Source organism: Pseudomonas sp. GW822-FHT02E03, assembly GCF_058802325.1.
Genome location: NZ_JBXAOA010000049.1, coordinates 18725 through 38044 on the forward strand (window position 1 = coordinate 18725; position 19320 = coordinate 38044).

A 19320-nucleotide genomic window follows, 5' to 3' on the forward strand; every position below is an offset into this window, starting at 1 on the left:
CGACGACGAAATCGTCACCCGTGAGGTGGACGCAAACGTGACGGCCGCCCGGTCTGGGCGGCCGTCAGCCTGCTGATCAGCTGTTGTTGTGATCGACCTTGATGGTCGGGTCACTGCCGGCGATCAACGAGTTGATGCTGGCGCTGGACCAATTGTTGCCTTCCAGTTTGATCGTCACGTCCGGGGTGGCCGCTGCGGCGTCGGCGCCGTTGAACTTGCCGCCAGAGCTCACTTGCAGAGACGACACACCATCCACCGTGGTGATTTTCAGGAAGTTATCAATGGTGCTGCCGGTTTCGCCCTGCAACAGATCACGCAGGTCGATGCGGTCGCCTTCGCTGGCCTTGAAGTCCTTGATCACGTCGCTGCCGGTATCGCCAGCCTTCCAAATGAAGGTGTCGGCACCCGAACCGCCAATCAGGATGTCGTTGCCTTGACCACCGATCAACGAGTCATTGCCGCTGCCACCTAGCAGGATGTCATTGCCCTTGCCGCCGTCGAGGAGGTCGTTGCCACCCTGGCCGAAGAGAATGTCGTTGCCCGCGCCACCCAGCAGCGTGTCGTTACCGTCGTGGGCGCCAGAGACGTCGAACGCGGTGTAGTGCTCGGTAATGTACTGGTGCACGTTGCTGGTGGTGACTTTGCTGGCGTCGACGCCGGTCTGCTGGGCCACGAACGCCTGCATGGCCTGATAACCCTCGCCGGCAATGCCATTGAAGCTCACCAGATCGCCGAACAGCAGGTCGTTGCCGTCGCCGCCGCTGACCGTGTCGGCACCCGGCATCGTCGCTTCGGTATGGCCGATGATCGAGTTGGCCAGGTCTTTCGGGTCGATGTTGGTTTGTGGCGTTTGATCCGAATCGTACGGCTTGAGGTCGCCGAGGGTGACGTCTGTGTTCAGGCCGATCGCTTCCACCGTCGACACGTTGCTCAGCAATGTGAAGCCGATGGAGGAGTTGTCGATGGCGGTGGAATCGGTGCTGTAGCCGGTGCCATCGCGATAGGACAGTTCGTACGTGCCGTTACCCTCGGCATGGAGGGTGCCCAGTTCAGAACTGTGCCAGTTGCCCTTTTTATTCTGAGTCTGCAGCGTGACGTTGCCGGCGCTGTCGATGGTCAGGTAGTGAGTGCTGTCCAGGTAGTCGGAATAAGTCTGCCCCAACTTGTAATTGGTGGTGGTGATGACGTCATCGAGCCTCACATTGCCGAACAAGGTTGGGTTGGTTTGTTCGCCGCCCTGATAGTAGGTCGGCTTGCCATCGGTGATGAAGTACGTGAGGTTCTTCGCACCGGTGTTGGCCATCGCATCAGCACTCTGGAACCAGTTGGCCGTGGTTTTGAACACGTCCTCGTAGTTGGTGCCGCCGCCTGACGACATCGAGTCCAGCACGGATTTGAGCAAGGTCAGCGCATTCGGGTCATTCAGGTTCACCGACACCGACTTGTTGACCTGGTTGTCGAAGTCCACCAGGAAGATTTTCACCGTCCCGGAGTTGCCGCCCATGCTTTGCTTGAGGGTGTTGAATACCGCGGTCAGCGAATCTTTGGCGGCGCTGATCGAAGAAGCGCTCATGCTGCCCGAGCTGTCGACCATGAACGCGATGTTGTAGTTGGTGCCCGGCACCACGGTCAGCCCGCCGATGTCCGCGACCATGATGTCGTTGCCGTCGGTGCCGGTGATGGTGTCGTCGGCCGCTGTGGCGGTGGTGGCGTTGTAAACCGCCGGGTACACCGTGACCGGGATCTGCGCGGTACTCGGTGCCGAACCGCCATGGGCTTCGGTGGATGTCGATGTCACGGTCAGGGTGAACTGGCCGTTGTAGTACGGCGGCGGGGTGACGGTCAGCGTGCCGAGGTTCCAGCCGGTGACGTTGGCTTCACCGTTGGTGGTGGTGAAGGTGTGGCCCGCGCCATCGCTGAGCACCGAGCCCTCCGGCATGCCGCTGATCTTCACGCTCAGGCTTTCAGAGCCGTCGGTATCGGTAAGCGCCGTTTTGATCGCGGACAGGTGGACGCTGGTGCCTTCGGCGCCTTCGTTGAGTTTGTAGCCGTCGTAGTAGCCTTCGCCATTGGTGCCGTGCAGGTCGGAAACCGTCATGCCAGAAGCGGCCAGATCCGCCACGCCGGTGTACAGCGGCACGCCGGCACTGCTCAAGTCGACCGCCGCACCGCCGTTGACCGACAGGTTGACGTCATAGCTGCCCGGGCCGTTCTGGTTGTGGTGGTAGATGTCCAGGGTGTAATAACCGCTGGTGGTCGGGATGAACGAACCGTTCAGGTTACCGCCCGCGCCCCAAGTGATTGCGGCCACGTTTTTACCGCCGATGGTTACCAACAGGCTGTCGTCACCGGTACCGCTGAAGGTGTACGTCTTGCCGGCTTCGAGGTAAATCAGGCCCGACGTTTTCGACGCCGTGCCGGCCGTGACGCCACCATTGGACTGCACGTTGGTCACGGTGCTGCTGGAGTTCGGTGTACCCGCGCCGTCGATGACCGATTTCAGTGTATCGGTAGCCGCGCCGCTGCCATTGGTGCCGAGGCCCGACAGACCGGTCCAGACTTCCTTGATCAGCCCGGTGGATTTGACGCTGTTGTCCGCGACGCTCAGGGATGGCGCGTCGGCAACCGGCGTGATGTCGATTTTCACCGTGCCGGTGTTGCCCAGCAGTTGACCGTCGGTTGGCTGGAACTTGATCTGCGCGTAGTCAGCCTGTTTGTTGCCCAGACCGCTGCCACCGTAGCCATCGATGCCCGATTCGTTGGCATCTGGCGTGAAGCGCAACTTGCCGGCGTCGATGTCGGCCTTGCTGAAGGTCTGGTTGGTCGCCACGTCTTTCCAGGTCGCACCGTCCAGGTACTGCAACTTGCCGTCGCCCGGCAGTTGAGTGATTTTCACCCCCAGGTTGGCGGTTGCGCTGTCGACATCGCTGACACCGAAGGTCGACCAGCCGAGAATCAGCGGGGTGTCTTCGGTGCCGGTGACGTTAACCGGTGCGGCGGTCGGCACGTCGTTCACGGCCACCACGTTGACGGTGGTGGTCGCGGTGTTGGAGTAGTTGCTGCCATCGGTCACCGTCACGGTGATGATCCGTGGCACGGTGCTCGGATCTTCACTGCTGTTGGTGAAGCTGATGTTTTTGATCTGCTGCATGTAGTCGGCCAGCGTCGCGTTACCCGACAGAGTCAGGGTAACGGTGCCGTCCTGGCTGTTGGCGTTGATGCTGATGCCGTTGACGCTGTTGCCCAGGTTCAGCGCGTCGCCCGGCTGACGGTTGGTCAGCACGATGGTGGCGCCGGTCAGCATCGTGCTGTCCGGGTCGGTGATTTTCAGGTCGGTGTCGCCGATCGAGACGCCCTGGCCGGTAGTGCCTTCGGTGAAGGTCACGTTGTAGTTGGCCCCGGTGGCGCCGCTGGAGTTGTTGGCGTCCAGGTCGAGAACCGGCGCTGCATCGTTGTCGGTGATCGAGGTGCTGACGCTGCCGTTGGTGGTGCTGACTGCGAGGTTTTCGAAGTTGCCGCCGGTGGCCGAGTCGATCTTGACCACGAAGTTCTCGGTGCCTTCGGTGAGCTTGTCGTCCAGTGTCGCGACGTTGAAGTTTGCGCTGCTGGCGCCCGCCGGGATTTTCACGGTGTACACGCCGGTGAAGTCCGAACCGTCGGCGGCAGTGCCGCTGTAGACGATTTTCAGGGTTACTTCGGTCTGCGCCGGGTGAGTCAGGCTGACGGTGTAGCTGGCGGTCTGGCCTTCGGTGACCGAGGTGCTGCCGCTGATGCTGACTTCGGTTTTGTCGATCGTGTCGGTGACAGTCGTGACCGCAGCAGTATTGCTGGTGACCAGGTTTTCGAAGTTGCCGCCGGTGGCGCCAGTGATGGTTGCTTCGACGGTGCCGGCGTCTTTGTAGACGTCGTCCTTCGGCGCATCGACAGTCACGGTGCCAGTGGTTTTGCCGGCGTCGATGGTGATCACGGCGCCATTGCTCAACGTCACGGTCACCGGAGTGCCGGCGGCGTTGGTCAGGGTCGCGGTGTAAGTGATCTGGCTACCTTCGGCGACCGAGTTGGTCGCGCTCAGGCTGAGGTTGGTGGTGTCGACGGTGTCGGTCACGGTGGTGCTGACCGGCGTTTTATCCGCTACCAGGTTCTCGTAGTTGCCGCCGCTGACGCTGGTGATCGAGTTGGTCAGCGGAACATGACCGGCCAATGCGTCGTTCGGTGCGGCGGTGGTCACAGTACCGGTGGTTTTACCGACTTCGATGGTGATCGTCTGACCGTTGGCCAAGGACACGGTGACCGGGCTGCCCGTCACGGGCGCACCGACAGTCGCGGTGTAAGTGACGGTGCCGCCTTCAGTTGCCGAAGCGGTGGCGTTCAGGGTGACGGTCGAGGTGTCGAGGGTGTCGGTGATGCTGGTTACTGCCGGGGCAGTGCTTGGCACCAGGTTTTCGAAGTTGCCACCGGTGGCGGTGGAGATGGTTGCCTGGACAGTGCCGGTGTCTTTGTAAACGTCATCGGATGGAGCCGGGACGGTAACGGTGCCTGTGGTTTTACCGGCGTCGATGGTGATGACGGCGCCGTTGCTGAGCGTGACGGTGACCGGGGTCCCGGCGGCGTTGGTCAGGGTGGCGGTGTAGGTGATCTGGCCGCCTTCATCCACGGTGCCGGTCGCGGTCAGCGACAGGTTGGTGGTGTCAGCGGTGTCGGTAACCGAGGTGTCTGCTGATTTGCCGTCGATTTCCAGTTTTTCGTAGTTGCCGCCTTTGGCATCGTCGATCTTGACGCTTAGAGAGCTGCCACCGGTCAGGGCATCGTTTGGCGCGGTGAAATTGACGCTGGCGCTGCTCGAGCCGATCGGGATGGTGATGGTCTGGCCGTTGGACAGGGTGACAACGACTGGCGAACCGGTGACTGGTGCGCTGACGGACGCGGTGTAAACCACGGTACCGCCTTCGGCGACGGTAGACGTCGCGGTCAGGTTCACGGTTGAGGTGTCGAGGGTATCGGTCACATCGGTGACCGCCGCTGCCGGATTGGTCGCCAGGTTTTCGAAGTTGCCGCCTGCGGCATCCTTGATCGTCACTTCAACCTGGCCGGCGTCTTTGTAGACGTCGTCCTTCGGTGCGTCGACGGTTACAGAACCGGCGGTGGCACCGGCGGCGATGGTGATCACGGCACCGTTGCTCAGGGTGACGGTTACTGGCGTGCCTGCGGCGTTGGTCAAGGTCGCGGTGTAAACGATGGAGCCGCCTTCAGCGACCGAGTCAGTGGCGGTCAGCGACAGGTTGGTGGTGTCCGGGGTATCAGTCACCGAGGTATCCGCCGACTTGCCGTCGACTTCCAGTTTCTCGTAGTTGCCGCCTTTGGCATCGTCGATCTTGACGCTCAGCGAGCCGCCGCCAGCGAGGGCATCGTTTGGCGCAACGAAGTTGACAGAACCGCTGCTCGAGCCAACCGGAATGGTGATGGTTTGGCCGTTGGACAGGGTTACAACGACCGGCGAACCGGTGACTGGTGCGCTGACGGACGCGGTGTAAACCACGGTGCCGCCTTCGGCGACGGTAGACGTCGCGGTCAGGTTCACGGTTGAGGTGTCGAGGGTATCGGTGACATCGGTAACCGCAGCCGCTGGGCTGGTGGTCAGGTTTTCAAAGTTGCCGCCTGCGGCGTCCTTGATGGTGACTTCAACCTGGCCGGCATCTTTGTAGACGTCGTCTTTTGGCGCATCAACGGTCACGGAACCGCTGGTCGCACCGGCGGCGATGGTGATGATCGCGCCGTTGCTCAGGGTGACGGTCACTGGCGTGCCGGGGGCGTTGGTCAAGGTGGCGGTGTAAACGATGGAGCCGCCTTCAGCGACCGAATCCGTAGCGCTGAGGCTGAGGGTCGTGGTTTCCGGAGTATCGGTCACCGAGGTATCCGCCGACTTGCCGTCGACTTCCAGTTTCTCGTAGTTGCCGCCCTTGGCATCGTCGATCTTGACGCTTAGCGAACCGCCACCGGCCAACGCATCGTTCGGCGCGGTGAAGTCGACGCTGGCGCTGCTCGAGCCGACCGGGATAGTGATGGTCTGGCCGTTGGACAGGGTGACAACGACTGGCGAACCGGTGACTGGTGCGCTGACGGACGCGGTGTAAACCACGGTACCGCCTTCGGCGACGGTAGACGTCGCGGTCAGGTTCACGGTTGAGGTGTCGAGGGTGTCAGTCACCTCGGTGACCGCTGCCGTTGGGCTGGTGGTCAGGTTTTCAAAGTTGCCGCCTGCGGCGTCCTTGATCGTGACTTCAACCTGGCCGGCATCTTTGTAGACGTCGTCTTTTGGCGCATCAACGGTCACGGAACCGCTGGTCGCACCGGCGGCGATGGTGATGATCGCGCCGTTGCTCAGGGTGACGGTCACTGGCGTGCCGGCGGGGTTGGTCAGGGTCGCGGTGTAAACGATGGAGCCGCCTTCAGCGACCGAGTCAGTGGCGGTCAGCGACAGGTTGGTGGTGTCCGGGGTATCAGTCACCGAGGTATCCGCCGACTTGCCGTCGACTTCCAGTTTCTCGTAGTTGCCGCCTTTGGCATCGTCGATCTTGACGCTCAGCGAGCCGCCGCCAGCGAGGGCATCGTTTGGCGCAACGAAGTTGACAGAACCGCTGCTCGAGCCAACCGGAATGGTGATGGTCTGGCCGTTGGACAGGGTGACAACGACCGGCGAACCGGTGACCGGTGCGCTGACGGATGCGGTGTAAACCACGGTCCCGCCCTCAGCCACAGTGCTGGTCGCAGTGAGGTTCACGGTCGAGGTGTCGAGGGTATCGGTCACATCGGTAACCGCAGCCGCTGGGCTGGTGGTCAGGTTTTCGAAGTTGCCGCCTGCGGCGTTTTTGATGGTGACTTCGACGGTGCCGGCGTCTTTGTAGACATCATCTTTCGGCGCATCGACGGTCACGGAACCGCTGGTGGCGCCGGCGGCGATGGTGATCACGGCACCGTTGCTCAGAGTGACGGTCACTGGCGTGCCAGCGGCGTTGGTCAAGGTCGCGGTGTAAACAATCGAGCCGCCTTCAGCGACCGAGTCCGTAGCGCTCAGGCTGAGGGTTGTGGTGTCCGACGTGTCAGTGATCGAGGTGTCTGCCGACTTGCCATCGACGTCCAGCTTCTCGTAGTTGCCGCCCTTGGCATCGTCGATCTTGACGCTCAGCGAACCACCGCCGGCTAGAGCATCGTTCGGCGCGGTGAAGTTGACACTGGCGCTGCTCGAGCCGACCGGGATGGTGATGGTCTGGCCGTTGGACAGGGTCACAACCACCGGCGAGCCGGTGACCGGGGCGGAGACGGACGCCGTGTAAACCACGGTCCCGCCCTCAGCCACAGTGCTGGTCGCAGTGAGGTTCACGGTCGAGGTGTCGAGGGTATCGGTGACATCGGTAACCGCAGCCGCCGGGTTGGTCGCCAGGTTTTCGAAGTTGCCGCCTGCGGCATCCTTGATCGTCACTTCGATTTGGCCGGCGTCTTTGTAGACGTCGTCTTTTGGCGCATCGACGGTCACGCTGCCGGTAGTCGCACCGGCGGCAATGGTGATGATCGCGCCGTTGCTCAGCGTGACGGTCACTGGTGTGCCGGCGGGGTTGGTCAGGGTCGCGGTGTAAACGATGGAGCCGCCTTCAGCGACCGAATCCGTAGCGCTGAGGCTGAGGGTTGTAGTGTCCGCCGTATCGGTAACCGAGGTGTCCGCCGACTTGCCGTCGACTTCCAGCTTTTCGTAGTTACCACCTTTGGCATCGTCGATCTTGACGCTCAGCGAGTTGCCACCAGCCAGGGCATCGTTTGGCGCAACGAAGTTGACAGAACCGCTGCTCGAGCCAACCGGAATGGTGATGGTTTGGCCGTTGGACAGGGTTACAACGACCGGCGAACCGGTGACCGGTGCGCTGACGGACGCGGTGTAAACCACGGTCCCGCCTTCAGTGATACTCGAAGTGGCAGTCAGCGAAACGATGCTGGCATCGATGGTGTCATTGACGGTGGTCACCGCCGGGGTGTCGCTGGCGACCAGGTTCTCGAAGTTGCCACCAGTCGCGTCTTTGATGGTCGCTTCGACGGTGCCGGCGTCTTTGTAGACATCGTCCTTCGGTGCATCGACAGTCACGGAGCCGGTGGTTTTGCCCGCTTCGATAGTGATCACGGCGCCGTTCGACAGGGTCACGGTGACTGGTGTGCCGGCGACATTGGTCAGGGTTGCCGTGTAGGTGATCTGTCCGCCTTCATCCACGGCACCGGTCGCAGTCAGCGACAGGTTGGTGGTGTCAGCGGTGTCGGTAACCGAGGTGTCCGCCGATTTGCCGTCGACTTCCAGCTTCTCGTAATTACCGCCCTTGGCGTCGTCGATTTTCACGCTCAGCGAACCACCACCAGCCAGGGCATCGTTCGGCGCAGTGAAATTCACGCTGGCGCTGCTCGAGCCAACCGGGATGGTGATGCTCTGGCCATTGGACAGGGTGACAACCACTGGCGAGCCGGTGACTGGAGCAGACACGGACGCGGTGTAAATCACGGTCCCGCCCTCAGCCACAGTGCTGGTCGCAGTGAGGTTCACGGTCGAGGTGTCGAGGGTATCGGTCACCTCGGTGATCGCCGCCGCCGGATTGGTCGCCAGGTTTTCGAAGTTGCCGCCTGCGGCATCCTTGATCGTCACTTCGATTTGGCCGGCGTCTTTGTAGACGTCGTCCTTAGGTGCATCGACGGTTACAGAACCGGTGGTTGCGCCAGCGGCGATGGTGATCACTGCACCGTTCGACAGGGTCACGGTGACCGGCGTGCCGGCCGCATTGGTCAGGGTCGCGGTGTAAACGATCGAGCCGCCTTCAGCCACCGAGTCAGTGGCGGTCAGCGACAGGTTGGTGGTGTCCGGGGTATCAGTCACCGATGTATCCGCCGACTTGCCATCGACTTCCAGTTTCTCGTAGTTGCCGCCCTTGGCATCGTTGATCTTGACGCTTAGCGAGCCGCCACCGGCCAACGCATCGTTCGGCGCGGTGAAGTTGACGCTGGCGCTGCTCGAGCCGACCGGGATGGTGATGGTCTGGCCGTTGGACAGGGTGACAACCACTGGCGAGCCGGTGACCGGGGCGGAGACGGACGCCGTGTAAACCACGGTCCCGCCCTCAGCCACAGTGCTGGTCGCAGTGAGGTTCACGGTCGAGGTGTCGAGGGTATCGGTGACATCGGTAACCGCAGCCGCTGGGTTAGTCGCCAGGTTTTCGAAGTTGCCGCCCGCGGCGTCTTTGATGGTCACTTCAACTTGGCCGGCGTCTTTGTAGACGTCGTCTTTTGGCGCATCAACGGTTACGGAACCGGTAGTCGCACCGGCCGCGATGGTGATGATCGCGCCGTTGCTCAGGGTGACGGTGACCGGAGTCCCGGCCGCATTGGTCAGTGTGGCGGTATAAACGATGGACCCACCTTCGGCGACCGAATCGGTAGCGCTCAGGCTGAGGGTGGTGGTGTCCGCCGTATCGGTCACCGAGGTGTCCGCCGATTTGCCGTCGACTTCCAGCTTCTCGTAATTACCGCCTGTTGCGCCGTCAATTTTGACGCTCAGGGAGCTGCCGCCCGCAAGGGGGCTGTTTGGCGCGACAAAGTTCACGCTGCCGGTGGTTTCGCCGACCGGGATGGTGATGATCTGACCGTTGGACAGGGTGACGACCACTGGCGCACCGGTGACGGGTGCATTAACCGTCGCGGTGTAGACCACGGTTTCGCCTTCGGCGACGTTCGCGGTGGCACTCAGCGAAACGGTGCTGGTATCGATGGTGTCGTTAACGGTGGTCACCGCCGGGGTGTCGCTAGCCACCAGGTTCTCGAAGTTGCCGCCGGTCGCGCCTTTGATGGTCGCTTCAACGGTGCCGGTGTCTTTATAGACGTCGTCCTTCGGTGCATCGATGGTCACAGAGCCGGTGGTTTTGCCCGCTTCAATGGTGATCACGGCACCGTTCGACAGGGTCACGGTGACTGGTGTGCCGGCTGCATTGGTCAGGGTTGCCGTGTAGGTGATCTGGCCGCCTTCATCCACGGTGCCGGTCGCGGTCAGCGACAGGTTGGTGGTGTCAGCGGTGTCGGTAACCGAGGTGTCCGCCGACGTGCCGTCGACTTCCAGCTTTTCGTAGTTACCACCTTTGGCATCGTCGATCTTGACACTTAGAGAGCCACCGCCAGCGAGGGCATCGTTTGGCGCAACGAAGTTGACAGAACCGCTGCTCGAGCCAACCGGGATGGTGATGGTCTGGCCGTTGGACAGGGTGACAACCACTGGCGAACCGGTGACCGGTGCGCTGACGGACGCGGTGTAAACCACGGTGCCGCCTTCGGCGACGGTAGACGTCGCGGTCAGGTTCACGGTTGAGGTGTCGAGGGTATCGGTCACCTCGGTAACCGCTGCCGCCGGGTTGGTCGCCAGGTTTTCGAAGTTTCCGCCCGCGGCGTCTTTGATGGTCACTTCAACCTGGCCGGCGTCTTTGTAGACGTCGTCTTTTGGCGCATCGACGGTTACGGAACCGGTAGTCGCACCGGCCGCGATGGTGATCACGGCGCCGTTGCTCAACGTGACGGTGACCGGAGTTCCGGCCGCATTGGTCAAGGTCGCGGTATAAACGATGGACCCACCTTCGGCGACCGAATCGGTAGCACTCAGGCTGAGGGTGGTGGTATCCGCGGTATCAGTCACCGAGGTGTCCGCCGACTTGCCGTCGACTTCCAGTTTCTCGTAGTTGCCACCCTTGGCATCGTCAATCTTGACGCTCAGCGAGCTGCCGCCAGCCAGCGCATCGTTTGGCGCAACGAAGTCGACAGAACCGCTGCTCGATCCGACTGGAATGGTGATGGTCTGACCGTTGGACAGGGTGACAACCATTGGCGAGCCGGTGACTGGCGCCGATACGGACGCGGTGTAAATCACGGTCCCGCCTTCAGCGACGCTCGAAGTGGCACTCAGCGAAACGGTGCTGGTGTCGATGGTGTCGTTAACGGTGGTGACCGCCGGGGTGTCGCTAGCCACTAGGTTTTCGAAATTGCCGCCGGTCGCACCTTTGATGGTTGCTTCGACGGTGCCGGTGTCTTTGTAGACATCGTCCTTCGGCGCATCGACGGTCACGGAGCCGGTGGTTTTGCCCGCTTCAATAGTGATCACGGCGCCGTTCGACAAGGTCACGGTGACTGGTGTGCCGGCCGCATTGGTCAGGGTTGCCGTGTAGGTGATCTGGCCACCCTCATCCACGGCACCGGTCGCAGTCAGCGACAGGTTGGTGGTGTCCGCAGTGTCGGTCACCGAGGTATCCGCCGACTTGCCGTCGATGTCCAGCTTCTCGTAATTACCGCCCGTTGCACCGTCGATCTTGACGCTCAGCGAGCTGCCACCGGCCAGCGCATCGTTTGGCGCAACGAAGTTGACAGAACCGCTGCTCGATCCAACCGGAATAGTAATGGTCTGGCCATTGGACAGAGTGACAACCACTGGCGAACCGGTGACCGGTGCGTTGACGGACGCGGTGTAAACCACGGTCCCGCCTTCAGCGACAGTAGACGTCGCTGTCAGATTAACCGTCGAAGTGTCGAGAGTGTCAGTCACCTCGGTGACCGCTGCCGCCGGGTCCGTCACCAGGTTCTCAAAGTTGCCACCCGCGGCGTCCGTGATGGTCACTTCAACCTTGCCGGCATCTTTATAAACATCATCGGCAGGCGCATCGACGCTCACGCTGCCGGTGGTCGCGCCGGCGGCGATGGTGATCACCGCGCCGTTGCTCAAGGTCACAGTGACCGGCGTGCCGGCCGGATTAGTCAGCGTCGCGGTGTACAGAATCTGACCACCTTCGGCCACTTCGGTGGACGCAGACAGGCTCAGGCCGGTGTCGTCTTTCGAGTCGGTAATGATGGTGAGCGCCGGCTCGCTGCTCGGGGTCAGTTGCTCGAAATTGCCGCCGGTGGTGCCGGTGATCGTAGTGCTGACGGTGCTGCCGTTGTTGTAGACGTCGTTGGCCGGCGTATCGACGGTCACGCTGCCGGTGGTCTTGCCCGCTTCGATGGTAATGACCGAGCCGTTGCTCAAGGTCACGGTCATCGGCGTGCCGGCCGGGTTGGTCAGGGTGGCGGTGTAGGTGATCTGGCCGCCTTCGAGGACGGTGCCGGTGGCGCTGAGGCTCAGGCCGGTGTTGTCGATCGAGTCGGTGATGGTGGTGACGGCAGGCGTGGTGCTCGGTACCAGGTTCTCGAAGTTGCCGCCGGTAGCGCCGGTGATTGTGGTGCTGACGGTGCTGCCGTTGTTGTAGACGTCATTGGCCGGGGTGTCGACGTTCACGGAGCCGGTGGTTTTACCGGCTTCGATGGTGATGGTCGAACCGTTGGACAGGGTCACGGTGACCGGCGTCTGCGCCGGGTTGGTCAGGGTCGCGGTGTAGGTGATCTGGCCGCCTTCAGTGACACTGCCGGTGGCGGACAGGGTCAGGCCAGTGTTGTCGACCGAATCGGTAATGGTGGTGACCGCCGGAGTCGGGTTCGGCACCAGACTCTCGAAGTTGCCGCCGGTAGTCCCGGAGATGGTGGTGCTGACGGTGCTGCCATTGTTGTAGACGTCATTGGCCGGCGTCGGAACGTTCACGCTGCCGGTGGTCTGGCCGGCATCGATGGTGATGGTCGAACCGTTGGACAGCGTGACGGTGACTGGCGTCTGCGCCGGGTTGGTCAGGGTCGCGGTGTAGGTGATCTGACCGCCTTCGGTGACAGTCGAGCCCGCCGTCAGCGTGACGGTGGTGGTGTCGGCGGAATCGGTAATGGTGGTGACGGCCGGGGTTGGATTCGGCACCAGATTTTCGAAGTTGCCGCCAGTCGCGCCGGTAATCGTGGTGCTGACGGTACTGCCATTGTTGTAGACGTCGTTGGCCGGCGTCGGAACGTTGACGCTGCCGGTGGTGTTGCCAGCGGCGATGGTGATGGTCGAACCGTTGGACAGAGTGACGGTGACCGGCGTCTGCGCCGGGTTGGTCAACGTCGCGGTGTAGGTGATCTGGCCACCTTCAGTGACGGTCGAGCCCGCTGACAGTGTGACGGTGGTGGTGTCGACAGTGTCGGTGACCTGGGTCACGGCCGGAACGGTCGGCGGGGTGACCACGATACCGCTGCCGCCCGTGGTGCCGGTGACGGTCACATTGATCTGGGTCGAGTCGTTATAAACCGTGTCGTTCGGTGCCAGCGGAACGTTGACGGTGCCGGTGGTTTGGCCGGCTGCAATCACGATCACCGAGCCGTTGGACAGGGTAATGGTCAGGTCGGTCAGCGGAGCCTGGGTCAGGGTCGCGGTGTAAACCAGCACGCCACCGGCCTCGGTGATGGTCGGCGTGGCGCTCAGGCTCAGGGTCGATTCGCGCAGGGCATTGGCGCTGGTGTCGGCAGTCTGGCCGCCGGTGGTGTCTTGTGTTGCCAACGCGGCAGTGGCGAGCCCCTCTGTCGGGAAGCCGATAGTCGGGTCGACCCGGGCAGCGGTTGCCTCCAGGGCCACAAAACTGTGGCCACCACCGGTAGAGCCGCCCCCGCTCGCAGCCGTAGGGCCGGCCGCGGTGGCTTCAAGAGCGGTGGTCGGGTCGACACCGGCGGCGATGGCTTGTTGCAATTCGTCAACCGATGGCGCGGCTTGTGCAGTGGCTTGCGCAAGGTCGGTGCTGGAATCCGGTTCGCTGCCGCTCCACTGAGTGTCGCGGCCCAGGTCCAGGGTGCGGCCATCAGCCAGTTCGAGCGTAATGGCGCCGGCGGCACCGGTGTCTACCTGATCGCCGACCAACAACCGGTCGCCTTCAACGAGTACGCGGCGGACGCCTTCTGGCGACACCGCGAAAACCTGACCAACAATGCTTTTGACGATGGCAACAACACTGCTCATTGAAGACTCTCCGGGTGTCACGTTCAGTTGACCTCCATGAACCGCTCGGCGTGTTCGCCGATCGGGGCTGGACGTACTTTCTAAGATGTTTGATGCATAACTTTGACGCGGTAAGTGTCAATAACTTGGCTATATTTTTTCGGAATTAACTTTATGCCAAACTATTGACCTTATGGGTGCCATCCTAAACAATCGTCCCAGTAATGTCACATTGATATTTAAACGGCGACCTGTCCTGCAGCGTGTGATCCAGTTCCGATTTTGAACTTTCCGACATACGGTCATTCCGGTTGCCATCATCCGATGCAGCGCCACGTTCTGCAGTGATTCAAGACAAGAAGTCCCGGGAAATTCCAACTATGCGTTTGCACCTGTTCAAGGTTCTACCCTTCGCCCTTGCCGCCAGCTTTGTTCAGGCGCAAAGCCTCCCGCAGGCCATGCAGCAGGCGCTGGATGTTCATCCGGAAATTCAGGCAGGGGTTAACAGCCGATTGGCCGCGGATTATCAGTTAAAGGCCGCCAAAGGGGGATACTTGCCGAGGGTCGATCTGCTGGGCGGTTATGGTCGTGAAGGCACCGACAGCGTCACCACCCGCGCCGCCGGCAACAACAATCACTGGGAAACGCTGAACCGCAGTGAGTCAAGTTTACGTCTGTCGCAGATGGTGTTTGACGGTTTTGCGACGTCCAGCGAAGTGGGGCGTCAACAAGCCACCGTTAATTCCCGCGCTTATTCCTTGCTGGGCACGTCGGAACGTACCGGGCTGACTGTCGCTCAGGTCTATCTCGATGTATTGACTCGCCGCGAATTCGTGCGCCTGGCTGAAGACAATCTGAAGAACCACGAACGGATTCTCGACCAGATCAAGTTGCGCACCCAGCGCGGCGTGGGCAGCGGCGCCGACCTTGATCAGGCTGACGCGCGCATGGCCCAGGCCCGCAACAACCTGATCACTGAACAGACCAACCTGGCCGATGCCGAAACCAACTTCCTCAGCGCCGTCGGCCAGATGCCCGATCAACTGGAGCGGCCCGCCGATTTTATGGCGCTGTTGCCGGCCAACCTGAATGAAGCCCGGGCGCAGATGCTGGAAAATAGCCCGATCCTGCGCTCCGCCGAATCCGATATCGCTGCCGCCGAGAAACAGTACGAAGCCGCCAAGTCGAGCTTCTATCCGCGCTTCGATGCCGAATTGGGTCGCAGCGCCGACAACGATATTGACGGTCAGAACGGTCACAGCAACGAATGGCAGGCCATGCTGCGCATGCGCTTCAATTTGTTCGCCGGTGGCAGCAACAAGGCTGATCTGGAATCCAAGTCCTACCTGTCGAACCAGGCGCTGGATATTCGCAACAATGCCCTGCGTGTGTTGAACGAAGAACTGGGTCTGGCCTGGAATGCCTTGAACAACGCTAACGCCCAAGTGCCGATCGCCCAGCAATATGTCGATCGCAGCACCAGCGTACGTAGCGCGTACCAGAAGCAGTTCAGCCTCGGCGAACGCACTTTGCTCGACCTGCTCGACAGTGAAAACGAGCTGTTCAGCGCTTCCCGTCGGTTGGCCGAGATCAAGAACATTCAGTTATTTACTCAGTACCGAATCAAGGCGACCATGGGCGAATTGCTCAAAAGTCAGGGCGTAGTCGCACCGTTGGCATCCGTTGTGCAGAACGACGTGAAGCCCAAGGTTCAGTTGCCCGGGATGAATTGAGTCCTGCCTCATTTTAATCGTTAGCCAAGAGTGTCGAGCGTGGAATCAGAAGTCAGTCGAGTTCAACTCATTCATGATCCGCGCGCGCTGCATGACGATCCGTTACTGGACGGCCTGCTAGCCCTTTGCACTTTGCACCAGAAACCGGCCAGCGCCGCGATGCTGACCACCGGCCTGCCGTTACCCAAACAACGCCTGAGCGTCGAACTGCTGCCCCGCGCGGCCGCTCGCGCCGGGCTGCAAGGGCGGGTGTTGCAACGCAAGCTGGAGCAGATTCCGGTGATTGCCATGCCGGCGCTATTGCTGCTCAAGGAAGGTCGCAGCGCGGTGCTGCTCGGCTGGCACGGTGAAGACCAGGCCCGCCTGCTGCTTAGCGAAAGCGATGGTGGTGAAGTTTGCGTCAGCCGTGAACTGCTCGCCGACGACTACAGCGGCAAAGTCTTCTTCGCCCAACCCCAACATAAATTTGACGTTAACCACGGCACGCTGATCCCGCGCGCGCGTTCGTGGTTTCGCGACACCCTCAAGCGTTCGCGCTGGCTGTACGCCGACGCCATCGCCGCCAGTTTTCTGATCAACATCATTGCCATGGCCGCGCCGCTGTTCGTGATGAATGTCTATGATCGCGTGGTGCCAAACCAGGCCGAGTCGACCCTATGGGTACTGGCCATCGGCATCACGGGCGCTTATCTGTTCGACCTGATCCTCAAGAGCCTGCGCAGCCTGTGCCTGGACCTGGCCGGCAAGAAAACCGACCTGATCATCTCCGCGACGCTGTTCGAGCGCATCGTCGGCATGGCCATGAAATACCGCCCGGCCCGGGTCGGCAGCTTCGCGCAGAACATCCATGAGTTTCAGAGCCTGCGGGACTTTCTCGCGTCGCTGACCCTCACCAGCCTGATCGACCTGCCGTTTACGCTGCTGATCTTCATGGTCATCGCGATCCTGGGCGGGCATCTGGTGTGGATTCCGGTGCTGGCGTTCCCGATTGCCTTGCTGATCGGTTATGCCTTGCAGAAGCCGCTGGTGGCGACCATGGAACGAACCATGGCCCTGGGCGCCGAGCGTCAGTCGAGCCTGATCGAAACCCTCGCCGGCCTCGATGCGGTGAAGGTCAATAACGCCGAAAGCGAACGCCAGTATCAGTGGGAACAAACCATCGGCACCCTCAGCCGCCTCGAGCTGCGGGTGAAAATGCTGTCCGGTCTGGCGATGAACATCACCTTGCTGATCCAGCAATTGGCCGGGGTGATCATGATCGTCTTCGGCGTGTACCAGATCATCGACGGCCACCTGAGCATGGGCGGCTTGATCGCGTGCTACATGCTCAGCGGTCGCGCCCTCAGCCCATTGGCTTCGTTGTCCGGCCTGCTGACCCGCTACCAGCAGGCCCGCGTGACCATGACCTCGGTCGATCAGATGATGGAGCTGCCCCAGGAGCGCAATTTCGACGAACGCCCGCTGAGCCGCAAAGTGCTGCAAGGCGCCATTGAATGCCGTCAGCTGAACTTCACGTACCCGGATCAGCAGAACCCCGCGCTGAAGAACATCAACCTGATCATCAAGCCCGGCGAGAAGATCGGCATCATCGGTCGCAGCGGCTCGGGCAAAAGCTCCCTGGCCAAACTGCTGGTGGGCCTCTATCAGCCGGACGACGGCGCGCTACTGGTGGATGGTGTGGATATCCGTCAGATCGACGTCAGCGAATTACGCCACAACATCGGCTACGTACCTCAGGACATCCAGTTGCTCGCCGGTACCCTGCGCGACAATTTGGTGTCGGGCGCGCGCTATGTCGAAGACGAATTGGTGCTGCAAGCCGCGGAACTGGCCGGCGTCCACGAATTCGCCCGTCTGCACCCGCAAGGTTATGAGCTGCAAGTCGGTGAGCGTGGGCAGAACCTGTCCGGTGGTCAGCGTCAGAACGTCGCCCTGGCCCGAGCGCTGCTGCTCAACCCACCGATCCTGTTGCTGGACGAACCGACCAGCGCCATGGACAACACCGGTGAAGAACGCCTCAAGCAACGCCTCGCTGCGGTGGTTGAGAACAAGACCGTGGTGCTGGTAACGCACCGGGCTTCGCTGTTGTCGCTGGTGGATCGCCTGTTGGTGATCGACCGTGGGCAGATACTCGCCGATGGCCCGAAAGCCGCCGTGATGGAAGCGTTGAAGAAGGGGCAGATCAGTGTTGCTTAAGTCCGGGGTCAAGGATTCCATCCGCCGTTACTTCAAAGGCTCCGCATCGCTGCAAGGCCAGCCCCTTCCCGAGGTCAATAAAGCGCTGATCGAAGACGCCCCGCGTGTGGTGCGGTTGACGATCTGGGCGATCATCGGCTTCTTCGTGTTCCTGATGCTCTGGGCCAACTTCGCGGTAATCGATGAAGTCACCAAGGGTGACGGTAAGGCGATTCCGTCGTCGAAGATCCAGAAAATCCAGAACCTTGAGGGAGGTATCGTCTCCGAGTTGTTCGTCACCGAAGGGCAGATCGTCGAGGCCGGCGCGCCGCTGATTCGTCTTGACGACACACGGTTTGCCTCCAACGTCGGTGAAACCGAGGCCGATCGGCTGTCGATGCTGCTGCGTGTGGAGCGCTTGAGCGCCGAGGTCGATGACCGTCCGCTGAACTTCCCCGCCGACGTGCTCAAGGCTGTTCCTACTCAGGCTGCCAGTGAAGAGTCGCTGTATATCAGCCGTCGTCAGCAACTGTACGATGAAATCGGTGGCTTGAAAGAGCAGTTGATCCAGCGTCAGCAAGAGCTGCGCGAGTTCACCTCCAAACAGTCTCAGTATCGCAACGCGTTGTCGCTGCAACGTCAGGAAATCAACATGTCCGAGCCGTTGGTGGCTCAGGGCGCAGTGTCGCCGGTGGAGGTTTTGCGACTCAAGCGTGCCGAGGTCGAAACCCGCGGCCAACTGGACGCCACTACGCTGGCGATTCCTCGGGCCGAATCGGCGATCAAGGAAGTGCAGCGCAAGATCGACGAGACTCGCGGCAAATTCCGCAGCGAAGCCCTGACCCAACTCAACGAAGCACGCACCGACCTGAACAAGGCCCAAGCCACTGGCAAGGCCCTGGAAGACCGGGTTAGCCGGACGCTGGTGACATCGCCGGTGCGCGGCATCGTCAACAAGTTGCTGGTGAACACCATCGGCGGCGTGATCCAGCCGGGCAGCGATCTGGTGGAGATCGTGCCACTGGATGACACCTTGCTGGTAGAAGCCAAAATTCGTCCGCAAGACATCGCGTTCCTGCATCCGGGGCAGGACGCCACGGTGAAGTTCACGGCCTACGACTACACCATCTACGGCGGCCTGAAAGCCAAGCTGGAGCAGATCGGTGCCGACACCATCACCGACGAAGACAAGAAGACCACGTACTACATCATCAAATTGCGCACAGAGCGCAGCCACCTCGGGACGGATGAGAAGCCGTTGTTGATTATCCCGGGGATGGTGGCGTCGGTGGATATCATTACCGGCAAGAAGACCGTGCTCAGTTATTTGCTCAAGCCGATTATTCGGGCGCGCGCCGAGGCGTTGCACGAGCGGTAGTTTTTCGGTGCGGCTGAGGGCCTCTTCGCGAGCAAGCCCGCTCCCACATGGGATTTGAGTCGATCACAAGAACCCCTGTGGGAGCGGGCTTGCTCGGGTAGAAACCGGAGACATCCTTTACGTTTTAAACCGGAGACATCGTTTACAGG

The 19320-nt window shown here is 61.3% G+C and carries 4 protein-coding genes; 3 read left to right on the forward strand and 1 reads right to left on the reverse strand.

Features of this window, described 5'->3' with window-relative positions:
* Positions 1-76: 76 nt before the first annotated feature.
* Positions 77-13906 (reverse strand): retention module-containing protein, encoded by a 13830-nt coding sequence (locus AC1RQB_RS24640; RefSeq protein ID WP_493095271.1) that lies wholly within the window; start codon positions 13904-13906, stop codon positions 77-79.
* Positions 13907-14265: 359 nt separating this feature from the next.
* Between AC1RQB_RS24640 and AC1RQB_RS24645 the strand changes: the two genes are divergently transcribed.
* The 3 genes from AC1RQB_RS24645 to AC1RQB_RS24655 are packed head-to-tail and all read left to right on the forward strand — an operon-like array spanning position 14266 to position 19171.
* The gene (locus AC1RQB_RS24645; protein ID WP_008074875.1) at positions 14266-15618 is read left to right on the forward strand and encodes a TolC family outer membrane protein; all 1353 of its coding nucleotides are present in this window, start codon (positions 14266-14268) and stop codon (positions 15616-15618) included.
* Positions 15619-15657: 39 nt separating this feature from the next.
* Positions 15658-17814, forward strand: coding sequence for a type I secretion system permease/ATPase (locus AC1RQB_RS24650; RefSeq protein ID WP_063341963.1), 2157 nt, complete (start codon positions 15658-15660; stop codon positions 17812-17814).
* A complete protein-coding gene (locus AC1RQB_RS24655; protein WP_063341962.1) occupies positions 17804-19171 on the forward strand; it encodes an HlyD family type I secretion periplasmic adaptor subunit in 1368 nt (455 codons plus the stop codon). The genes AC1RQB_RS24650 and AC1RQB_RS24655 overlap by 11 nt, the downstream gene beginning before the upstream one ends.
* The last annotated feature ends 149 nt before the right edge of the window (positions 19172-19320 follow it).